The 18,255-nt window shown below is 69.8% G+C and carries 26 protein-coding genes; 6 read left to right on the forward strand and 20 right to left on the reverse strand.

The genetic code is table 11. The features are described from left to right. Positions 1-493 precede the first annotated feature (493 nt). Complete coding sequence (locus tag QNJ30_07785) at positions 494-727, forward strand: hypothetical protein (GenBank protein ID MDJ0943349.1); 234 nt, start codon at positions 494-496, stop codon at positions 725-727. 133 nt (positions 728-860) lie between these two features. Here QNJ30_07785 and QNJ30_07790 read toward each other — a convergent pair whose 3' ends face one another. Beyond that, the gene (locus QNJ30_07790) at positions 861-1,781 is read right to left on the reverse strand and encodes a hypothetical protein (protein MDJ0943350.1); all 921 of its coding nucleotides are present in this window, start codon (positions 1,779-1,781) and stop codon (positions 861-863) included. A gap of 191 nt (positions 1,782-1,972) precedes the next feature. On the opposite strand from QNJ30_07790, the gene QNJ30_07795 reads away from it, so the two are divergent. After that, positions 1,973-2,584 carry a DUF6445 family protein gene (locus QNJ30_07795; protein MDJ0943351.1) on the forward strand — a complete coding sequence of 204 codons (612 nt, stop codon included), beginning with the start codon at positions 1,973-1,975 and terminating at the stop codon, positions 2,582-2,584. Here QNJ30_07795 and QNJ30_07800 read toward each other — a convergent pair. The 10 genes from QNJ30_07800 to hisB all read right to left on the reverse strand — a co-directional run bounded on the left by QNJ30_07800 (position 2,581) and on the right by hisB (position 7,716). Then, the gene (locus QNJ30_07800) at positions 2,581-3,045 is read right to left on the reverse strand and encodes a GNAT family N-acetyltransferase (GenBank protein ID MDJ0943352.1); all 465 of its coding nucleotides are present in this window, start codon (positions 3,043-3,045) and stop codon (positions 2,581-2,583) included. The genes QNJ30_07795 and QNJ30_07800 overlap by 4 nt on opposite strands. Before the next feature lie 17 nt (positions 3,046-3,062). Next, positions 3,063-3,287, reverse strand: a complete 225-nt coding sequence (locus QNJ30_07805; GenBank protein ID MDJ0943353.1) for a hypothetical protein — start codon at positions 3,285-3,287, stop codon at positions 3,063-3,065. After that, positions 3,284-3,502 carry a hypothetical protein gene (locus QNJ30_07810; protein ID MDJ0943354.1) on the reverse strand — a complete coding sequence of 73 codons (219 nt, stop codon included), beginning with the start codon at positions 3,500-3,502 and terminating at the stop codon, positions 3,284-3,286. The genes QNJ30_07805 and QNJ30_07810 overlap by 4 nt, the downstream gene beginning before the upstream one ends. 75 nt (positions 3,503-3,577) lie before the next feature. Next, positions 3,578-3,946, reverse strand: coding sequence for a histidine triad nucleotide-binding protein (locus tag QNJ30_07815; protein MDJ0943355.1), 369 nt, complete (start codon positions 3,944-3,946; stop codon positions 3,578-3,580). Positions 3,947-3,975: 29 nt separating this feature from the next. Beyond that, the gene (locus QNJ30_07820; protein MDJ0943356.1) at positions 3,976-4,350 is read right to left on the reverse strand and encodes a phosphoribosyl-ATP diphosphatase; all 375 of its coding nucleotides are present in this window, start codon (positions 4,348-4,350) and stop codon (positions 3,976-3,978) included. A 30-nt stretch (positions 4,351-4,380) separates the two neighbouring features. After that, positions 4,381-5,166, reverse strand: coding sequence for an imidazole glycerol phosphate synthase subunit HisF (hisF, locus tag QNJ30_07825; GenBank protein ID MDJ0943357.1), 786 nt, complete (start codon positions 5,164-5,166; stop codon positions 4,381-4,383). Beyond that, positions 5,160-5,900: a 1-(5-phosphoribosyl)-5-[(5-phosphoribosylamino)methylideneamino]imidazole-4-carboxamide isomerase gene (gene hisA / locus QNJ30_07830; protein MDJ0943358.1), complete on the reverse strand. Its 741-nt coding sequence runs from the start codon at positions 5,898-5,900 to the stop codon at positions 5,160-5,162. Before hisA ends, hisF begins: the two co-directional genes overlap by 7 nt. Next, positions 5,897-6,448: a GNAT family N-acetyltransferase gene (locus QNJ30_07835; GenBank protein ID MDJ0943359.1), complete on the reverse strand. Its 552-nt coding sequence runs from the start codon at positions 6,446-6,448 to the stop codon at positions 5,897-5,899. The genes hisA and QNJ30_07835 overlap by 4 nt, the downstream gene beginning before the upstream one ends. Then, complete coding sequence (gene hisH, locus QNJ30_07840) at positions 6,445-7,092, reverse strand: imidazole glycerol phosphate synthase subunit HisH (protein ID MDJ0943360.1); 648 nt, start codon at positions 7,090-7,092, stop codon at positions 6,445-6,447. The genes QNJ30_07835 and hisH overlap by 4 nt, the downstream gene beginning before the upstream one ends. A gap of 36 nt (positions 7,093-7,128) precedes the next feature. Then, on the reverse strand, positions 7,129-7,716 hold the full coding sequence (gene hisB / locus QNJ30_07845) for an imidazoleglycerol-phosphate dehydratase HisB (protein MDJ0943361.1): 588 nt from the start codon (positions 7,714-7,716) through the stop codon (positions 7,129-7,131). A gap of 142 nt (positions 7,717-7,858) precedes the next feature. Between hisB and hslV the strand changes: the two genes are divergently transcribed. Together hslV and hslU are read left to right on the forward strand one after the other, a co-directional pair. After that, the gene (hslV, locus tag QNJ30_07850) at positions 7,859-8,413 is read left to right on the forward strand and encodes an ATP-dependent protease subunit HslV (GenBank protein MDJ0943362.1); all 555 of its coding nucleotides are present in this window, start codon (positions 7,859-7,861) and stop codon (positions 8,411-8,413) included. Further along, on the forward strand, positions 8,376-9,752 hold the full coding sequence (hslU, locus tag QNJ30_07855; protein ID MDJ0943363.1) for an ATP-dependent protease ATPase subunit HslU: 1,377 nt from the start codon (positions 8,376-8,378) through the stop codon (positions 9,750-9,752). The genes hslV and hslU overlap by 38 nt, the downstream gene beginning before the upstream one ends. A gap of 122 nt (positions 9,753-9,874) precedes the next feature. On the opposite strand, the gene QNJ30_07860 is transcribed toward hslU, so the two are convergent. The 9 genes from QNJ30_07860 to QNJ30_07900 all read right to left on the reverse strand — a co-directional run bounded on the left by QNJ30_07860 (position 9,875) and on the right by QNJ30_07900 (position 16,825). Then, complete coding sequence (locus QNJ30_07860; GenBank protein MDJ0943364.1) at positions 9,875-10,240, reverse strand: helix-turn-helix transcriptional regulator; 366 nt, start codon at positions 10,238-10,240, stop codon at positions 9,875-9,877. A gap of 10 nt (positions 10,241-10,250) precedes the next feature. Further along, the gene (locus tag QNJ30_07865) at positions 10,251-10,730 is read right to left on the reverse strand and encodes a GFA family protein (protein MDJ0943365.1); all 480 of its coding nucleotides are present in this window, start codon (positions 10,728-10,730) and stop codon (positions 10,251-10,253) included. Positions 10,731-10,808: 78 nt separating this feature from the next. Continuing rightward, positions 10,809-11,429 carry a Smr/MutS family protein gene (locus QNJ30_07870; protein MDJ0943366.1) on the reverse strand — a complete coding sequence of 207 codons (621 nt, stop codon included), beginning with the start codon at positions 11,427-11,429 and terminating at the stop codon, positions 10,809-10,811. 9 nt (positions 11,430-11,438) lie between these two features. Then, the gene (locus tag QNJ30_07875; protein MDJ0943367.1) at positions 11,439-12,128 is read right to left on the reverse strand and encodes a lactate utilization protein; all 690 of its coding nucleotides are present in this window, start codon (positions 12,126-12,128) and stop codon (positions 11,439-11,441) included. After that, a complete protein-coding gene (locus tag QNJ30_07880) occupies positions 12,125-13,570 on the reverse strand; it encodes a LutB/LldF family L-lactate oxidation iron-sulfur protein (GenBank protein MDJ0943368.1) in 1,446 nt (481 codons plus the stop codon). The genes QNJ30_07875 and QNJ30_07880 overlap by 4 nt, the downstream gene beginning before the upstream one ends. Positions 13,571-13,576: 6 nt before the next feature. After that, a complete protein-coding gene (locus tag QNJ30_07885; GenBank protein MDJ0943369.1) occupies positions 13,577-14,359 on the reverse strand; it encodes a (Fe-S)-binding protein in 783 nt (260 codons plus the stop codon). A gap of 129 nt (positions 14,360-14,488) precedes the next feature. Then, the gene (locus QNJ30_07890; GenBank protein ID MDJ0943370.1) at positions 14,489-14,824 is read right to left on the reverse strand and encodes a hypothetical protein; all 336 of its coding nucleotides are present in this window, start codon (positions 14,822-14,824) and stop codon (positions 14,489-14,491) included. A 55-nt stretch (positions 14,825-14,879) separates the two neighbouring features. Then, positions 14,880-16,115 carry an MltA domain-containing protein gene (locus QNJ30_07895; GenBank protein MDJ0943371.1) on the reverse strand — a complete coding sequence of 412 codons (1,236 nt, stop codon included), beginning with the start codon at positions 16,113-16,115 and terminating at the stop codon, positions 14,880-14,882. Between the two features lie 26 nt (positions 16,116-16,141). Beyond that, positions 16,142-16,825, reverse strand: coding sequence for a Tim44/TimA family putative adaptor protein (locus tag QNJ30_07900; GenBank protein ID MDJ0943372.1), 684 nt, complete (start codon positions 16,823-16,825; stop codon positions 16,142-16,144). 229 nt (positions 16,826-17,054) lie between these two features. On the opposite strand from QNJ30_07900, the gene QNJ30_07905 reads away from it, so the two are divergent. Both QNJ30_07905 and secB read left to right on the forward strand, forming a co-directional pair. Further along, positions 17,055-17,528: an FxsA family protein gene (locus QNJ30_07905; protein ID MDJ0943373.1), complete on the forward strand. Its 474-nt coding sequence runs from the start codon at positions 17,055-17,057 to the stop codon at positions 17,526-17,528. Positions 17,529-17,669: 141 nt separating this feature from the next. Continuing rightward, positions 17,670-18,245 carry a protein-export chaperone SecB gene (gene secB / locus QNJ30_07910; protein ID MDJ0943374.1) on the forward strand — a complete coding sequence of 192 codons (576 nt, stop codon included), beginning with the start codon at positions 17,670-17,672 and terminating at the stop codon, positions 18,243-18,245. Positions 18,246-18,255: the final 10 nt, after the last annotated feature.

Genomic DNA, 18,255 nt, shown 5'->3' on the forward strand with positions numbered 1-18,255 from the left:
CCGGCCTCGAAACTCGTCCTTGAGTCCGCGAGAAGACGCCCAATATCTGGGTGGGCGGCATTCAGGGTGTGACCACGGGATCAATTCCTCGGCCCTACAGGAGGCGCTGGTGGCAAGCACCCAAACGGATCTCTTCGACCTTGCGGAGGTCGGACTGGACATCTGCCTGGTCGGCGCAACCATCAATCTCTTGGTTGCCGTCGTCGGGCTCGTGATGGAGCTCTAGGCTCCCGACCTTTCTGCATTCCAAGGCCAGGAGCCCGGCGTTTCGCCGGGCTTCTTGTCATGTGTGGGCGCAAGGGTGATCCCACGCCGGCGAGGTGCCGGTCCCCGGAGCGGGGCGCGAAGGCCGGCACCCTTCACGCCTTGGTCACGAAGGCGTCAGGCGTGACGGCGGTCACATTGGATCGCCGCGGCGGCACCCATCTCCGCTTCACCGCAGAGGGAAAGCCCGCCGCGCCGGACGCGCGGCATGCGACAGAAAGGACGGACCATGACCACGCCTCGCCATCGCACCGCCCGCACCGCCGTCTTGAGCGGCGCCGCCCTGGCCCTCGGGCTCTTCGCTTCGGCCGGCATCGCCGGCGCCGGCACGGAGACCCAGGCCTCGAGCCCTGCCGCCACCGAGGGCCAGTCCGCAGCCGTCCGGCAGTCTGCCGAGAAGCCGGTCTCCCGGATCCGGCGAAACCGGCAGATGGGCTTCGGGCGCCGCGGCGGCGACAGGTAGACGACGCCGGGCACGCCACCCGCTGCCCCGCCACAGACAAGCGATCCGCCACGCCGAACCAGGGTCCATCGCATAGCCGCGATGGACCCTGTCGTCCGAGAGTTCTTCGAAAGGCCGCGGCGACGGCCGCCGGTCACTCGAGCCCGGCCAGGGCCTCCAGCGCCAGGGTCCGCCGGGCGCTTGAGTCGGACAGGGCGGCGAAGTCGTCGATGAAGGCCAAGGCCTCGGCGTCGCCCCAGGGCGCCGGCCCACCGCCGTCGACGGCGTGGTAGCGCTGCAGGGCCTGCCAGACCGCGCGGCCGGACTCGCGGGTGAAGCCGACGCCCTCGGCCTCGCCTTCGGGACCGAACTCCTCGTCCTGATGCCAGACGAAGCCGCAGACCTCTGGCTCGCGGCGGTGGGTGCGAATGCCCTGCGACATGCAGGCCTCGTGAGAGTAGGAGTCCGCGAGGGCGTGCAGGTAGATGCCCAGCGCCTCGAGGTTGCCGGCCGCGACGGTCTCCGCCGGGGCGTCGTCGACCGCCGCGGTCGGGGGCGCGAGGCCCCGGGCGCGCAGGCGGCCGCCGTCGACGGCCCAGCGCTCCAAGGCCTGGACCTCGGGGAAGTTGCCGCAGGGGTCGTCGCCGGCCCCGAAGAAGCTGCAGGTGTCGCGGCCGCCGGGATGCTCCTCGCCGGCGCCGTCGGCCGGGCCGCGCCGGGGATAGTGGAAGAAGCCCACCTCCACGTCGTCGCGGCGCGCGGTGCCGGTCAGCTCGACGAAGGGGCTGTCGGCGCTGTCGCCCTGGTAGGCCCCGCTGTCCACGGCCTGGTCGAAGACCGCGATCAGCTCGGCCTCGCCGGCCGAGAAGCCGGCGCCCCGGGCCAGGGTCCGGGTCAGCTCGTAGTGGACGGTGCTGTGCGAGGCCGCGCCCTCGCTGGAATCCTCGGCGTAGCCGAAGGCGAGGCCGGCGCCGCCGAGCAGCAACAGCAGCGCGGCCAGGGGCAGGATGGCGAGGACGCAGTCGCAGGTCTGCTTCTCCTCGAGGGCGCGCAGCATCCTGTCTGGACGTTTCATGAGATCGTCTCCCGGTCGTGAGGGTCGTGCCGCCTCACCCTTCCACACGGGAAAGCGGCAAACCCTTCGCCGGAATTTTGCCCGCGGAGGTCTCGCGCGGGCGGGACGGAGGCGCTATGGTCCGCGCCGAACGCAACGAGAGTCCCGGATCCGGCCGCGGCAGGCCGGCGCGGGAGCGAGCCGGACGAGCCATGCATAAATCGTTGATCGTCGTCGACGACTTCTACGTGGACCCGCAGGCGGTGCGGCGCCGGGCCCTGGCCTGCGACTACCCGGAGGTGACGGGCCCGCGCACCTTCCCCGGGCGCAACGGATCCGAGCCCTTCCTGCCGCCGGACCTGGACCGCATGATCTCGATCCTGCTCGGAGAGCAGGTGGTGAGCTGCGCGCGGCCGCGCTCCTTCCACGGCAGCTTCCGCATCACGCTGGCCGGCGAGGAGAGCCGCTACCACGTCCACGTCGACCCCTCCTACCTCTGTTGGGTCGGGGTCCTCTACTTGAACCCGCCCGAGCAGTGCCGTGGCGGCACCGCCTTCTACCGCCACAAGGCGCTCGGGCTGGACCGGACCCCTCCGCAGGAGGAGCTCGAGGCCCGCGGCTATCCCGACCTCGCCACCCTGCTGAAACAGGACGGCCCGGACCCGGAGAAGTGGGAGCACCTGATGACGCTGCCCATGCGCTTCAACCGTCTGATCCTCTACCGGCCCTGGATGTGGCACAGCGCCGCCCCCGGCTTCGGCGACAGCGACGAGACCGGCCGCCTGATCCAGGTCTTCTCCTTCGAGAGCGGCGCGGCGGCTTAAGAGCCCGGCAGCTTCAGCTTGAAGCCGCGGTGGCTGGCGGTGAAGCCGAGGGATTCGTAGAAGCGGTGGGTGTCGGCGCGGGTGGCGTCGGCGGTCAGCTGGAGCAGGCCGCAACCCTCGGCGCGGGCGAGGGCGACGGCGTGTTCCAGAAGTCGCCGGCCGAGGCCGCCACCGCGCAGATCGCCGGCGACCCGCACGCCCTCGACCTGGGCTCGGCGGGTGCCCTTGAGCGAGATCCCCGGCAGCACGACGAATTGCAGGCAGCCAACGATGCGTCCCTCAGCCTCGGCGACGATCAGGCGGTTGCCGACCTGCGCCTGCATCTCGCGAAAGGCCGCGAGGTAGGCCGGGTCAAGGGGCAGCGCGGCGCTCTCCCGTTCGCGGCCGAGCACGTCGTCGGCGAGGAGCGCCACGACCGCCGGCAGATCGGCTTCGCGCGCCTCGCGGAAAGTCAGCTCCATGAGTCTCCCGCCGCCGCTCAGCCCCGGGCCTCGCCGTGCTCGTTCGGCCAGTGGCCGAAGGCGAACCACCAGAGCACCAGCAGCCCGACCAGGGGGACCGGCAGGGTGAGGAACCACCAGCCGCTCCAGCCGGCGCGCCTGAAGCTCCAGTAGGCCGGGACGGAAAACAGCACGGCGGCCAAGACATAGGACAGCGCCAGGAAGACAAAGGCGCCGAATGCGAAGGCGGCGTCGCCGCTCACGGCCGAGCCTCCCGCCAGGTCCAGCGGCGCGCCAGCAGGATGACCCAGGCCAGGAAGAAGCCGAGCCAGGGCAGCAGGCAGAGCAGGCCCCAGGCCCAGGAGAAGCCGGCGCGGTGGAAGATCCGCGCCATCGGGATCGCGGTCAGGATAGAGAGGCCCCAGATCAGCGCCATCTCAAGGCCCGAAGGCTCGCCGGAAGACGTCATGAACTCCATGGCGATCCCTTTCCTTTCCGACTGCGCCGCGAGCGGCGCGGAGCGCTCGGCCGACCGGGCCGGATCGGCCCCGCCCTACTTGTCGACCGGCTTGATCATGCGGCCGAGGTCCTTGCCGCCGAAGAGGTGCAGGTGGAAGTGCGGCACCTCCTGGTGAGCGTCGGCCCCGTGGTTGGCCAGGATCCGGTAGCCGGGCCCGTCGAGGCCGGCCTCGCCAGCGATCTTCCCGGTCGCGCGCACGAAGGCGGCGATCTCTTCGGGACCGGCGTTTTGCGAGAAGTCCGCGAAGGAGACGTAGGCGCCCTTGGGCACGACCAGGATATGGGTCGGTGTCTGCGGGTTGATGTCGCGGAAGGCCAGGACGTGGTCGTCCTCGTAGACCTTGTCGCAGGGGATCTCGCCTCGGATGATCTTGGCGAAGATGTTGCTCTCGTCGTAGCTCATCGCTGCCCCCTCCTGTCCAACGGCGCGGCTCAGCCCCGGGCCTCGGCCCGGGCCCGGGCCTTGGCCGCCTTGAGCTCCAGCCCGGACTTGCCTTCCCGGTCGGCCAAGGCATCCCAGACCTCGTCCGGCGTCACGCCGGCCAGGGCCCAGAGCACGGTCAGGTGATAAAGCAGATCGGCGCTTTCCTGCGCAAGCTTGCCATTGCGGCCGAGAACCGCCTCAATCAGCGCCTCGACCGCCTCCTCGCCGACCTTCTGGGCCACCTTCGGCAGGCCACGCTGCATCAGCTTAGCGGTGTAGGAGCTTTTTGGATCGGCGTTCTTGCGGCTTTCGACCACGGCGAAGAGCCGGTCGAGGATCCGTCCGTCCAGCTCGGGCGCGTCCTTCTTGTTGTTGTTGCCCATGGTCTGATCCTTCTTCTGCTGTCTGGGGCCCTAGGCGTCGGGCTCGACCGGCCGCACGGCGACGCCGGCGGCGGCGAGATGCGCCTTGGCCTCGGCGATGGAATGGCTGCCGAAGTGGAAGATCGAGGCGGCCAGGACCGCGGTCGCGTGGCCGTCGCGCACCCCCTCGACCAGGTGGTCGAGTGTGCCGACCCCGCCCGAGGCGATGACCGGCACCGGCACCGCGTCGGCGACGGCCCGGGTCAGCTCGATGTCGTAGCCGGCCTTGGTGCCGTCCCGGTCCATCGAGGTCAGCAGGATCTCGCCGGCGCCGGCCGCGACCATGCGCCTGGCCCAGGCCACGGCGTCGAGTCCGGTCTCATTGCGCCCGCCGTGGGTGAAGACCTCGAAGCCGGACGCGATGGCGGGGGTGTCGACCCGCTTGGCATCGATGGCGACGACGATGCACTGATTGCCGAACTTGCGGGCCGCGGCCGCGACGAAGTCCGGGTCGGCGACCGCGGCGGTGTTGATCGAGACCTTGTCGGCGCCGGCCAGGAGCAGCGCGCGGATGTCCTCCAGCGTGCGCACCCCGCCGCCGACGGTCAGCGGCATGAAGCAGACCTCGGCGGTGTGGCGGACCACGTCGAGGATGATGTCGCGCTTCTCGTGGCTGGCGGTGATGTCGAGGAAGCAGAGCTCGTCGGCGCCGGCGGCGTCGTAGACCCGGGCCTGCTCGACCGGGTCGCCGGCGTCGCGCAGGTCGACGAAGTTGACGCCCTTGACCACGCGGCCGTCCTTGACGTCCAGGCAGGGGATGATCCGGGCCTTCAGCATGCTGCGACCGCCTCCCCGACCAGGGCCAGGGCCTCGGCGGCGTCGAGCCGACCGTCGTAGAGCGCGCGCCCGCAGACCGCGCCCTCGATGCCGGGCTCGCCCGCGGCCAGGAGCCGGCGCAGGTCCTCGATCCCGGCCAGGCCGCCCGAGGCGATCACCGGGATCGAGACCGCCCGGGCCAGGGCGACCGTCGCCTCGACGTTGAGGCCGGCCAGCATGCCGTCGCGGTCGATGTCGGTGTAAACAATCGCGGACACGCCCGCGTCCTCGAACTTCTTCGCCAGGTCAAGGGCTTCGAGCTCACTGGCCTGGGCCCAGCCCTCGACGGCGACCTTGCCGGCCCGGGCGTCCAGGCCGACCGCGACCTGCCCTGAGAAGGCCCTGCAGGCCTGCCGCACCAGGTCGGGATCCTTGACCGCCGCGGTGCCCAGGATCACCCGCCGGAGGCCGGCGGCCAGCCAGCCCTCGATGGCCGCGAGGTCGCGGATGCCGCCGCCGAGCTGCACCGGCACCTCGACCGCGGCCAGGATCGCTTCGACCACGGCCCGGTTCTCCGCGCGGCCGGCGAAGGCGCCGTCCAGGTCGACCACGTGCAGCCAGGAGAAGCCGGCGACGACGAAGGCCTCGGCCTGGGCCACCGGATCCTCGTTGAAGACCGTGGCGCTCGCCATATCGCCGCGGCGCAGGCGCACCGCCTGGCCTTGCTTCAGGTCGATGGCCGGGAAGAGGATCATCGCTCCTCGAGCAGGTTCTTGTGGAAGTAGTGGCCGGTCACCCAGCGGCCCTCGACCTTGGCGTAGTAGGGGTGGCTGCCCCAGCGCTGGTAGCCGAGCTGCTCGTAGACCTGGATCGCCCGGGTCTGGGTCTCGCGCACGTCGAGGTTCATGATCTCGAAGCCGAGCTCGCGGGCCCGGTCCTCGACCGCCTCGACCAGGCGCCGGGCCAGCCCGTATCCACGCGCCCAGGGCGCCAGGAAGAAGGTGGTCAGGCTGCCCATGTGGGCGCCCGCCTCGTTGTTGCGGCCGGGGCGCAGGAGCTGGCTCGAGCCAGCGATGACGCCGTCGAGCCGGGCCACGAAGAGCTCGCGCTCGGGGATCAGCAGGACGCCCCTCCAGTAGGTCTCCATGATCTCGCGCGGCGGCGGCTTGAGCCAGCCGAAGCCGCCGCCGTCGACGATGGCGGCGTCGGCCGCGTCGCAGAGATCGTGCAGGTCCGGGCCGGCCAGGGATTCGAGCCGCTCGACCGCGGTGGTCGGCTCGTGCCGGCTACCGACTTCAGTCATGGAGACCACCTCAGGAAGTTGGCGAGGAGGCGCAGGCCCACGGCCTGGCTCTTCTCGGGATGAAACTGGGTACCGATCATGTTGTCCCGCGCCACGGCGGCGACAATGGGGCCGCCGTAATCGACCGACGCCACCTCGCAGGCCGGGTCGGCGCCGTGGAAGGCGTAGCTGTGCACGAAGTAGACGTGCGGCGCCGGCCCGAAGCCGTCAAGCACCGGATGCGCCGGGTCCTCCGCTTGGAGCTCGTTCCAGCCCATGTGCGGGATCTTGAGCGCCGAGTCGTCGGGCGCGATGGCGGTCACCTCGCCCGGGATCCAGCCCAGGCCGGGGTGCGTGCCGTGCTCCAGCCCGCGGGTGGCGAGCAGCTGCATGCCGACGCAGATGCCCAGGAAGGGCCGGCCCCGCTCGCGCACCGCCCATTCCAGCGCCTCGACCATGCCCGGCAGGGCGTAGAGGCCGCGGCGGCAGTCGCCGAAGGCGCCGACCCCGGGCAGGACGACCCGGTCGGCATCGCGGACCCGCGCCGGATCGGCGGTCACGGCGACCTCGTGGGCCGCCCCGCTCTCCCGGGCCGCGCGCTCCAGGGCCTTGGCCGCCGAGCGCAGGTTTCCGGAGCCGTAGTCGATGATCGTCAGCTGCTTCAAGGTCGTATCGCCGCCGCGCGTTCCCGGGTGAGATCCTCAGAGGGAGCCCTTGGTCGAGGGCACGGCCTCGGCCTGCCGCGGATCGCTCTCGATCGCCTGGCGCAGGGCCCGGGCCAGGCCCTTGAAGCAGGACTCGACGATGTGGTGGCTGTTCTCGCCGTAGAGGTTCTCGACGTGGAGGGTCAGGCCGCCGTGCTGGGCGAAGGCCTGGAACCACTCCTTGAAGAGCTCGGTGTCCATGGTCCCCAGCTTGTCCCTCGGGATCGCCACCTTCCAGATCAGATAGGGCCGGTTCGAGGCGTCCAGCGCGACCCGGGTCAGGGTCTCGTCCATGGGGATCAGGGCCTCGCCGTAGCGCCGGATGCCCTTGCGCTCGCCCAGGGCCCGGGACAGCGCCTGGCCGAGCACGATGCCGCTGTCCTCGGTGGTGTGGTGATAGTCGATGTGCAGGTCGCCCTCGGCCTTGAGCTCGATGTCGATTAGGCTGTGCCGCGAGAGCTGCTCCAGCATGTGGTCCAGGAAGCCGATCCCGGTCGCCACGTCGTAGCGGCCGCTGCCGTCGAGGTTCAGGCTGGCGGCGATCCGAGTCTCTTTGGTCTTGCGCTCGACGCTCGCCTTGCGCATGGGCCCTTGCCTCCGGAGATCGGGAAAGAACGGCGCCCTTGTAGCAGCATCGGCCCTCCGGGGCCAGCCTTGCGGCGTACATCGGGGTTTACCCTGGCCCCAAAGCTTGACCCGGCGGGCGTCTTCGCCCATGTGACAGTCCATGTCGAAGGACGCACAGCAGTGGCACGGGACCACCATCCTCTCGGTGCGCAAGGGCGACCGTGTAGTCATCGCCGGCGACGGCCAGGTCTCGCTGGGGCAGACCGTAATCAAGGGCTCGGCGCGCAAGGTGCGGCGCCTGGGCAAGGGCGAGGTCATCGCCGGCTTCGCCGGGGCCACGGCCGACGCGCTGACCCTCTTCGAGCGCCTGGAGGCCAAGCTGGAACAGCATCCGGGCCAGCTGACCCGGGCCTGCGTCGAGCTGGCCAAGGACTGGCGGATGGACCGCTACCTGCGCCGGCTGGAGGCCATGATGGCGGTGGTCGACGCCAAGGCCTCGCTGGTCCTGACCGGCACCGGCGACGTGCTGGAGCCCGACGACAACCTGATCGGCATCGGCTCGGGCGGTAACTACGCGCTGGCGGCAGCGCGCGCCCTGATCGACCGCGACGACCTCGACGCCGAGGCCATCGCGCGCAAGGCCATGGACATCGCTGCTGGGATCTGCGTGTACACCAATGACAACGTCATCCTCGAAAGCCTATCTGCCTCGTGACGCCGGCGGGCGCCGCGAGCAGCCCGAGGCCGGCGCCTTCTCGCCGCGCGAGATCGTCTCGGAACTGGACCGCTTCATCGTCGGCCAGGACGCCGCCAAACGTGCGGTCGCCATCGCCCTGCGCAACCGCTGGCGGCGCCAGCAGCTGCCCGAGGGCCTGCGCGAGGAGGTCCTGCCCAAGAACATCCTGATGATCGGGCCGACCGGCGTCGGCAAGACCGAGATCGCCCGCCGCCTGGCGCGCCTGGCCCAGGCGCCCTTCCTCAAGGTCGAGGCGACCAAGTTCACCGAGGTCGGCTACGTCGGACGGGACGTCGAGCAGATCATCCGCGATCTGGTCGAGATCGCCATCACCATGACCCGCGAGCGCCTGCGCAAAGAGGTCCTGGCCAAGGCCGAACTGGCCGCCGAGGAGCGCCTGCTGGACACCCTGGTCGGCGAGAACGCCGCGCCCGAGACCCGAACCAAGTTCCGCCAGATGCTGCGCGGCGGCGAGCTGGACGAGCGCGAGATCGAGATCCAGGTCAACGACAGCGGTGGCATGCAGCTGCCGACCATGGACATCCCCGGCATGCCGGGCGCCCAGATGGGCATGATCAACCTCAACGAGATCTTCGGGAAGGCCTTCGGCGGCCGCACCAAGCCCCGGCGCCTGACCGTCGAGCAGGCCATGCAGGTCGTGATCGAGGAGGAGAGCGACAAGCTGTTGGACCAGGAGGCCGTGGTCGCCGAGGCCATCGCCGCAGTCGAGCAGAACGGCATCGTCTTCCTCGACGAGGTCGACAAGATCACCGCCCGCTCGGACCGCGTGGGCGCCGACGTCAGCCGCGAGGGCGTGCAGCGCGACCTGCTGCCGCTGATCGAGGGCACCATCGTCGCGACCAAGCACGGCACGGTGAAGACCGACCACGTGCTCTTCATCGCCTCGGGCGCCTTCCACCTGGCCAAGCCCTCGGACCTGCTGCCCGAGTTGCAGGGCCGCCTGCCGATCCGGGTCGAGCTCAACGCTCTGACCCGCGACGACTTCAAGCGCATCCTGACCGAGCCGGAAGCCAGCCTGATCAAGCAGTACCGAGCCCTGATGGAGACCGAGGAGGTGACCCTCGACTTCACCGAAGAGGCGATCGACGCCCTCGCCGACCTGGCCGCCGAGATCAACGCCACGGTCGAGAACATCGGCGCCCGGCGTCTGCAGACGGTGATGGAGAAGCTGCTGGAGGAGATCTCCTTCACCGCCACCGACCGCGGCGGCGAAACCATCGTCATCGACGCCAAGATGGTTCAGGAGCGGGTCGCCGAGCTCGCCAAGGACGCCGACCTCTCCAAGTTCATCCTTTAGAGCACGATGACATGAGGTCGATTGGACCTCTTGTCTGAAGCGTGCCGTGAACCGGCGAAAGAGGGCGTGACGATTTGAGGTCCAATCGACTTCAAATCATCCCGCGCCGGAATGCAGGGACATCACGGCGCTCGGTCGTTCCGGTTCAACTGGGCCAGCCAGGCCGCCACCCAGTCCTCGGGCAGAGTCGCGATCTCCGCCGCCAGGCGATTGGCGAACTCGGTTTTCTGCGGGCTGAGGCCGGCGGTGTCGACCACGGCGCGGGGATGCGAGAGATCGGCCAGCCGCTGCAGCGCTTCCGCGTCGTCCCAGATGATCCCGAGGAACTGGCAGACCTGGTGCACGAAGCGGCGGTTCGGCTTGCCCCGGTGGCCGTGCTCAAGGGCCGAGAGGTAGGCCGAGGAGACGCCGAGGCCGGCCGCCATGTCCTGGAGGCTGATGCCGCGTTCGGCCCGCAGGGCCCTGATCCTTTCCCCGAAGGGAGTCACGGAACCGGCCTCAGCGGCCGCCAAGGCCGTGGCGCCGATGCCAGTCGGCCAGGGATTCGTTTGGATACTCCGCGAAGTAGCAGTCCTCCTCCTTCTGCGGCAGATGAACCCAGGCCGGCTTGGAGGCCAGCATGATGTGCACCCGCTCGGGCGGTGACGGCAGGGGCGTGTCGATGGCCGAGGCGAAGGGATGCACCAGGTCCGGCCAGCGCGGATCGAAGACCCAGAGCGCCGAACCGCAGCGCGTGCAGAAATGCCGCCGCGCCTGGCTTGGCTCGCTGTGGGACTGGGTCCTGGCTCGGTAGACGCCGAGGTCCTCTTCGCCCGTGACCTCCAGACTCGCCGCATCGCCGCCCAGGTTGATGGCATAGCCGCCGCCGCCCGCGGTCTTGCGGCAAATCGAGCAGTAGCAGCGCAAGTAGGGGATCGGCGAGCCGGCGTTCAGCGCGAAGCGCACGGCACCGCAGTGACAGGAGCCTTCCAGGCGCATGGTTCGTCCTCCTGCGAAGTGTTTAACTTGATTCGAGTTTAGCAGCTGCGGGGCCCGCTGTCGCGCCCGAGATTGCGCTCAGCGCTCCCGCCGCCGCTTCAGCAGAACGTAGAAGGCTCCGGCACCACCGTGAGCCGGCTGGGCCTGGGCGAAGGCGAGGACCCGCGCGCGGTTCGGCGCCTCGTTGAGCCAGCGCGGCAGGTTGGCGCGGATCACGCCGGGTTCCGCACCGTCCGGACCGCGCCCCAGGCGGCCCTTGCCGGTGATCACCAGGATGCAGCGCCGGCCGGCGGCCTGGGACCGGCTCAGGAAGGCGCCCAGCCGGCGATGGGCGGCGGCCTGGGTGTCGCCGTGGAGGTCGATGGTCGCCTCGATGGGCAGCTTGCCGCGGCGCAGCCGCTCCAGGTTGCGCCGGTCGAGGCCGGAGGCCCGGCCGGCTTCAAGGTCGGGCGCCGCCGACCTGCGCTCGGCCCCGACGGACGCCGGCCGGGTCGGCGCGGCAGCCTTCCGCGGCGCCGGCGCCTCGGAGGCCCGGGGCTCCGGGGATGGTGGCTCGGACCGCGCCGCACCCCGCCCGGCCCGCTTCTCCAGGGGCTTGGCGTCCTCGGTGACCTTGCGCCAGAGCGCACGATCGGCCTCCGAGATCTCCGATCCGTCTCCGCGACCCGGGCCGCGGGCGCCGTTCTTCTTGCCAGCCATGGAAGGAATCTAGGTTTGGGCCTCGTCCTCGACCAGGATCACGTGCAGGCGCCGCGGGCCGTGGGCGCCCATCTGGATGGTCTGCTCGATGTCGCCGGTGCGCGACGGCCCGGTGATGAAGTTGACCGTACGCGGCAGCCGGCCCTCGCCGTTGGCCGCACGCAGGCGGTCCCAGGCGTCCTCGTAGGGCCCGACCACCTGCGAGGCCTTGAGCACCACGATGTGGTTCTCGGGCAGGAAGTTGAGGGTGGTCGGCGCGGTCGGGCCGGAGGCGAGCATGAGGGTCCCGGTTTCGGCCACGCCGGCCAGGGCCGCGGTCACGGAGGTCGCATCCTCGAGCCGCGCCCGGCCGCTCTCGACCTTCAGCAGGGGCTGCTCGCTCCAGGCCAGCCCTTCCAGCGCCGGGTCCGGCGAGATCCGGACCTCGGACGGCAGGTTCTGGCCCTTCAGGTAGTCGGCCACGGCCCTGGGCACCTCGCCCTCGCCGGCGACCCGCGCGACGCTGGTCGCCACCACCTCTGCCTGCTCGACGAAGAGCGCGACGACTTCCCGGCGCGGCAGGTCGCTGCGCGCCGGCACCGGGCCGCGGGCCTTGGCGTCGATGCGGGCGCTCACCGCCTCCCGTCGGCCGGCGTTCTCGGCGGCGGCCTTGAGGGAGCGGCGCAGCCGCCCGAGGATCTCGGCCCGGGTATCGGTCACGCGGTCCCGGCCGGGCCGCCCTGCCCGTCCCTCTGCCTCTGGGCCCAGAGCTGCTGGAAGGTGGGACCCTGAGGCGCCGGCAGATCTCGGTGCGCGGTCCAGCCGCCGGCCAGGGGCAGCGACCGGAAGCGGCCGCGGCGCCGGCCCAGCGCGCCCAGCGCCCGCGTCTTGAGCCCGGCGAAGAAGTGATAGAGCCCCGGCCGCCGGGCGAAGAAGGCCCAGACGCCGAGGCCGGCGCGGACCGGCAGCGGCGAGAGGTGCCGCTCGAACTCCCGCTCGCGCCAGTGGCGCATCATCTTCGGCAGCGGGATCCGCATCGGGCAGACCTGCTCGCAGCGGCCGCAGAAGGAGGAGGCGTTGGGCAGGTGCCCGGCCTCCTCGACCCCGATCAGGCTGGGGGTCAGAACCGCGCCGATCGGCCCGGGATAGACCCAGCCGTAGGCGTGGCCGCCGATCGCGTGATAGACCGGGCAGTGATTCATGCAGGCGCCGCAGCGGATGCAGCGCAGAGCGTCCTGGTACTCGGTCCCGAGCATGGCCGAGCGGCCGTTGTCCAGCAGGACGACGTGGTATTCCTCAGGACCGTCGAGGTCGTCGGCCCGGCGCGGCCCGGTCGAGAAGGTGGTGTAGGAGGAGAACTCCTGCCCGGTCGCCGAGCGCGCCAGGACCCGCAGGATGACCGAGACGTCCTCCAGGGTCGGCACGACCTTTTCAAGGCTGGCGATGACGATGTGTACCTTGGGCAGGATCTGGGTCAGATCGCCGTTGCCCTCGTTGGTCACGATGACGGAGGCGCCGTTCTCGGCGATCAGGAAATTGGCGCCGGTGATGCCGGCGTCGGCCTGGACATAGCGCTCGCGCAGGATGCCGCGCGCCTCGGCAACCAGGGCGGCCGGTTCCTCGAGGTTGCGCTCCGCCGGCAGGTGGTCGTGGTGATCGCGGAAGTCGGCCTCGATCTGGTCCTTGGTCAGGTGCACCGCCGGCGCGATGATGTGGCTGGGAGGCTCTCGGCGCAGCTGGATGATGTATTCGCCGAGGTCGGTCTCGATCGGCTCGATGCCGTTCTTCTCGAGGTGATCGTTGAGGGCAATCTCCTCGGCGATCATCGACTTGCCCTTGGTCACCGTCTTGGCGTCGACCTTGCGGCAGATCTCCAGGATCTTGTCTCGGGCCTCGGCCGCGGTGCCGCACCAGTGCACCTGGCCGCCCTGCTCGGTCACCCGCGCCTCGTAGGCTTCCAGGTAAAGGTCCAGGTGCTCAAGGGTGTGGTTCTTGATGTCGCGCGCCGCGTCCCGCAGTTCTTCGAACTCCGGCAACTTGGCCGCCGCCTTGGCGCGCTTTTCGATGAAGCCGGCCTTGATGTGGCCCAGCGCCTTCTTGAGCTGGACGTTCTGGACCGCGGTGCGGGCGTTCTCGGGAAAGGCGTGCGACGTCGATTGCATTCGGCTCTAGCCCTCCTGTCCTTCGCCGATCGCCGGCGTTCCGGTGTCGCCGGCCAGGACCTCGGCGACGTGGCGCGCCTGCACCCTGCTGCCGCGCCGCTTCAGCTTGCCGGCCATGTTCATCAGGCAGCCCAGATCACCGGCCAGCAGCAGCTCGGCCCCGGTGCTCTCGATGCGGTCCGCCTTCGCGCTGACCATCTCGTTGGAGATCTCGGGATACTTGACGCAGAAGGTGCCGCCGAAGCCGCAGCAGGCCTCCGGCTCCGGGAGCTCGGCCAGCTCCAGCCCCTCGACCGAGGCGAGCAGACGCCGTGGCTGCGCCCGGATCTTGAGCTCGCGCAGGCCAGAGCAGGAATCGTGATAGGTCGCCCGTGCCGGGTAGCTGGCGGCGACCGCGTCGACCTTCAGGACGTCGGTCAGAAAGGACACGAGCTCGTGGGTTCGCGCCGACAACGCCTCCGCGCGCCCGCGCCACGTCGGGTCGTCCTGGAGCAAAGCCGGGTAGTGTTCCTTGATCATGGCTGCGCAGGAGCCTGAGGGCGCGACCACATGATCGAAGCCCTCGAACGAGCCAATGGTCTGGCGGGCGATCGAGGCGGCGTCGCGGCGGTCTCCGGAGTTGTAGGCCGGCTGGCCGCAGCAGGTCTGGGCCCGCGGCACCTCGACCCGGCAGCCGGCGTCCTCAAGGAGCTTGACCGCCGCGAAGCCGACCGAGGGCCGGAAGAGATCGACCAGGCAAGTCACGAAGAGACCGACCCTGGGCCCGCGCGCGGTGCTGTCCTGGCTCATCTCTCCCCGCCTTCTTCTTGTCGTCGGGCCTCATGAGGCCGCCGCAAGGATGCGCGGCGACGGCCGCAAAAGCAAGCGAGGGCCGCGGAACCGCAGGGATTTCAGCGGCCAACGGCCGCTGTTGCGACGTCATCTGCGCATCACGTGATCGGCGAGCGCCCGCGCCTCGCGGTCGGAAAGCGATACGGCGTCGCGCAGAAAAGAGATCAGCCCGTCGAGGGCATCGGCCTCTGCCGCGCCCGGCTGGTCGAGGGCGCGCAATGCCTGCGCGCAGCCATGGCGCGTTTCGAGCAAGTGGTTGTAATGCTGATCGCAGGCCGGGATCGGCGCCGGATAGCTGCGGATCTCCCGGACGGTCTCGGCATAGCGCGCCTCGAGCCGCTGCCGAAGCCCGGCGATCTCCGGCGCGGAGGCTTGCTGCTTCGCCGGGCGGTCTCCGCGCGATGCGGGCTGGAGATCGGTCATCGGCGCCTCCCGCTGCTGCCTCGACGACTCAGCCTACAACAGATCGCGGCGCGATTCAGCTGGCCGCAGCGCGGCGGTCGGCCACCGACTTCGGCAGGAGGAGGAAGTAGCGGCCCTTCTGCTTCATGCGGCCGGCCTCGGCCAGGGCCGGCTCGCCCGAGCCCCAGAAGAAGTCGCCGCGCACGACGCCTTTGATCGCGCTGCCGGTGTCCTGGGCCACCAAGAGGCGCTGCAGGGGCCGGTCGCTGGCCGGCCAGGTGGTGTCGAGAAAGACCGGCGCGCCGAGGGGCAGGTGTGAAGGGTCGACCGCCAGGCTGCGGCCGGCTGTCAGGGGAACGCCCTGGGCCCCGATCGGCCCCTCGCCTTCGATCTCGCGGAAGAAGATGAAGCGCCCGTTGCGGTGCATCAGCGTCTCGGCCTTATCCGGGTTGTCGCGCAGCCAGGTGCGGATCGACTGCATCGAGACGTCGCCGTCGAGCAGCTTCTCCCGGATCATGGCGCGCCCGATGGCATAGAAAGGCAGGCCGTTGGAAGCCGCGAAGCCGACCCGCTTGACCCGGCCGTCGGGCAGCCGGACGCGGCCGGAGCCCTGCACGTGGAGGAAGAAGACGTCGACCAGGTCGTCGGCCCAGAGCAGCTCCAGCTTCTGCCCGGAGAGTGCGCCGTTCTCGATCTCGGCGCGGCTGAAGTAGGGAACCAGACGGCTCTTGTCGACGCGTCCGACGATGCGTTCGCCCTCCAGGTCCGCGCGGAAATCCCCCAGGTTCACCGAGATCAGGTCGGCGGGCCGGGTGTAGACAGGGAAGCGGTAGCGGCCGTTCGGCCTGGTGTCGCCGCGGAGCTCGGCTTCGTAGTAGCCGGTGAAGAGCCCCTCGGTCTCGCCCTGGTCGCTGACCAGGAAGGGTGTGAACCAGGATTCGAAGAAGAGCCGTGCCGAGATGTCGTCGGTCACCGCCAGGCGTTCCAGGTCCTCGCAGATCGGCCGCCAGTCGGCGACCCGGCCGCCCAGGGCCGCGGGGCCGATGGCCTTTTCGTCGGGGCTGGAAAGCACCCGCCGGCAGGAGCGGCGCAGCGCCGGCAGGGCCTCGGCGACGGCGTCCACCTCCCAACCGGGCAGCGCCTCGAAGCCGACCGGCTCCAGAAGGGCCGCGGGCTTCGACGGCTCCGAAGGCGCGGGGGCCTCGGGCGGGGGCGCCTTTTCGCAAGCGGCGATCAGAAGCAGAGGCAGCGCGCCGGCCAGGATGAGGTGTCTCGAAGGGGAAAGCCGCTGCGGCCGTTGCCGTCTGGCCAAGAGCTCTGCTCCCGCGCCGGGGTCGATCAGTCCGGACTGCGCGTCGCGACCAGGGTCCAATTGGGGTCGCGGCTGCGGGTGTTGCGCGCGAAAGTCCAGAGGTCGGTGATCTGGGTGACGTCGCTGGGATCACCCTCGACGATGCGGCCCTCGGAGTCCTTCACGACGTTGATCTGCTCTGAGACGAAGCGCAGGGTGACGAACGCCGTCCGGTCCTGCAGCTCCGCATCCTCGATCTTGGCCTCCTTGATGCCGACCAGGGTCGTCTCCAGCGTCTGTTGAGCGGACTCGCGCTCGCGGATCGCCCCGGTGAAGTCGTCGAAGACGCTGTTGGACAGCAGCGGTCGCAGAGTCTTGCTGTCGCCATCGGCGAAGGCGGCAACGATCATCTCGAAGGCCGCCCGGGCACCTTCCACGAAGCTCGACTCGTCGAAGCCATGATCGGCCAGCTTGATTTGCGTCAAGCCGCCCGCCAGGGGATCCTCGGCGGCGCCATTCGCGGCCGCCGGCGCCTCGCCTTCGCGCCTGCCGCTTCGGCGGTCCGGCAGGTTGACGACCTTGTCGTTCCCCGAATCCTCGGGCGAGCGCTGCTGGAACGGATCGAAATCCCGCGGCTGCTCATGCCCGGTCCGGCGCCCGAGGACTCGTCGCAGCTGGAGGACCAGGAAGGCTGCCAAGGCGGCAAACAGGATGATTTCGAAAAACTGCAAATCGTTATCCATCAAGTATGAGTTTCGGGCCGGGCCGAAACAGCGCCCCTAGTCTCGGGACAGGGGTCCCTCCGATAGTGGCATCTGCGGGGATCTCCACATACATATAATACCGTCGCCGTAAAAAGCGACTCGATCCGGCCCGTATCCGGGCTGATCCTCATGGCGAGTGGTGCTTCCACTACACCATCGAGAAGGTAAATAAGCCGTTGCCGGTGAAAGGGCAAGGATGGGTCTGATCCTCTTTCTTTTGTTTCTTCTGGTCCCGCTGATCGAAATCGGTGTCTTTATCGAGGTCGGCGGCCTGATCGGGCTATTGCCGACGCTCGGCCTGATCCTGCTAACCGCCGTCCTGGGGACCTGGCAGCTCCGGGCGCAGGGCCTGTCCACCCTGGCCCGGGCCCGGCAGCAGATGGAGCAGGGCCAGCTGCCGGCCCAGGAGCTCTACGACGGCTTCTGCCTGATCATCGCCGGCGCGCTCCTGCTGACGCCCGGCTTCGTGACCGACGCCGTCGGCTTCGCGCTCTTCGTCCCGGCCTTCCGCCGGCTGCTGCGCCGGGTCATCGCCGAACGGATCAGGCTACGGACCGAAGTGCGGATGCGTCGGCAGGACGAGCGGGGATCCACCACCATCATCGAGGGCGAATTCCGCGAGGTCCCCGACGATCACGATCCCCTGCCGGGCCGCGGCGGAAAGCTCTAGATGAAAGCGGTATTCGGATTTGAAGCCGCTTCAGCTTCAAATCCTCCGGCCTAAGGGCCCGCCGGCCCGGTTGTTTCGCCCGGGCATCCATGTTAGCCAGACCGGCCCTCAAGGTCCGGGCCTTTCAATCTGGAGAGTTACATGACCGGGGACGATCAGGGCGGAGCGGCGCCAGACGCCCAGACCGCCACGCAACCTGGCGACAGCATCGAAGAGGCCAGCTTCAGCATCCGGGTTCAGTACCTGAAGGACTTTTCCTTCGAGAATCCCAGCGCGCCGGCGATCTACGCCAAACTGAGCCATCAGCCCGACATTTCGGTCAGCGTGGACGTCAATGCGCGGCCTCTCGAAGGCCGCATCTACGAGACCGTGCTCTCGGCCAACGTGGACGCGAAGTTTGACGACACGCAGGGATTCCTGATCGAACTGCAGTACTGCGCCCTGGTTCAGGTCTCGGATCAGGTCGGCCCCGAACATCTGGAGCCTTTGCTTCTGGTCGAGGTGCCGCGATTCCTCTTCCCCTTCGCCCGGAACCTGATCTCTTCGGCGACCCGGGACGGCGGCTTTCCGCCCCTGCTGGTCGCGCCGATCGATTTCAGCAAGCTCTATCTGCGCCACAAGGCCCAGCAAGGCCAGGCGGCCGCCCAGCCGGAAGGCCCGCAGCCGGAAAGCCAGCAATCGGAAGGTCAGCAGCCGCAAGCCCAGACCGCCGAGTGAGAGGCCGGCG

It is taken from the genome of Kiloniellales bacterium (assembly GCA_030066685.1).
Taxonomy (GTDB): domain Bacteria; phylum Pseudomonadota; class Alphaproteobacteria; order Kiloniellales; family JAKSBE01; genus JAKSBE01.

Coding starts and splice junctions, on each gene's coding strand:
- QNJ30_07785 (MDJ0943349.1), top strand. CDS start 494: ATGACCACGCCTCGCCATCGCACCGCCCGCACCGCCGTCTTGAGCGGC.
- QNJ30_07790 (MDJ0943350.1), bottom strand. CDS start 1,781: ATGAAACGTCCAGACAGGATGCTGCGCGCCCTCGAGGAGAAGCAGACC.
- QNJ30_07795 (MDJ0943351.1), top strand. CDS start 1,973: ATGCATAAATCGTTGATCGTCGTCGACGACTTCTACGTGGACCCGCAG.
- QNJ30_07800 (MDJ0943352.1), bottom strand. CDS start 3,045: ATGGAGCTGACTTTCCGCGAGGCGCGCGAAGCCGATCTGCCGGCGGTC.
- QNJ30_07810 (MDJ0943354.1), bottom strand. CDS start 3,502: ATGGAGTTCATGACGTCTTCCGGCGAGCCTTCGGGCCTTGAGATGGCG.
- QNJ30_07815 (MDJ0943355.1), bottom strand. CDS start 3,946: ATGAGCTACGACGAGAGCAACATCTTCGCCAAGATCATCCGAGGCGAG.
- QNJ30_07820 (MDJ0943356.1), bottom strand. CDS start 4,350: ATGGGCAACAACAACAAGAAGGACGCGCCCGAGCTGGACGGACGGATC.
- hisF (MDJ0943357.1), bottom strand. CDS start 5,166: ATGCTGAAGGCCCGGATCATCCCCTGCCTGGACGTCAAGGACGGCCGC.
- hisA (MDJ0943358.1), bottom strand. CDS start 5,900: ATGATCCTCTTCCCGGCCATCGACCTGAAGCAAGGCCAGGCGGTGCGC.
- QNJ30_07835 (MDJ0943359.1), bottom strand. CDS start 6,448: ATGACTGAAGTCGGTAGCCGGCACGAGCCGACCACCGCGGTCGAGCGG.
- hisB (MDJ0943361.1), bottom strand. CDS start 7,716: ATGCGCAAGGCGAGCGTCGAGCGCAAGACCAAAGAGACTCGGATCGCC.
- hslV (MDJ0943362.1), top strand. CDS start 7,859: ATGTCGAAGGACGCACAGCAGTGGCACGGGACCACCATCCTCTCGGTG.
- hslU (MDJ0943363.1), top strand. CDS start 8,376: ATGACAACGTCATCCTCGAAAGCCTATCTGCCTCGTGACGCCGGCGGG.
- QNJ30_07865 (MDJ0943365.1), bottom strand. CDS start 10,730: ATGCGCCTGGAAGGCTCCTGTCACTGCGGTGCCGTGCGCTTCGCGCTG.
- QNJ30_07870 (MDJ0943366.1), bottom strand. CDS start 11,429: ATGGCTGGCAAGAAGAACGGCGCCCGCGGCCCGGGTCGCGGAGACGGA.
- QNJ30_07880 (MDJ0943368.1), bottom strand. CDS start 13,570: ATGCAATCGACGTCGCACGCCTTTCCCGAGAACGCCCGCACCGCGGTC.
- QNJ30_07885 (MDJ0943369.1), bottom strand. CDS start 14,359: ATGAGCCAGGACAGCACCGCGCGCGGGCCCAGGGTCGGTCTCTTCGTG.
- QNJ30_07890 (MDJ0943370.1), bottom strand. CDS start 14,824: ATGACCGATCTCCAGCCCGCATCGCGCGGAGACCGCCCGGCGAAGCAG.
- QNJ30_07905 (MDJ0943373.1), top strand. CDS start 17,055: ATGGGTCTGATCCTCTTTCTTTTGTTTCTTCTGGTCCCGCTGATCGAA.
- secB (MDJ0943374.1), top strand. CDS start 17,670: ATGACCGGGGACGATCAGGGCGGAGCGGCGCCAGACGCCCAGACCGCC.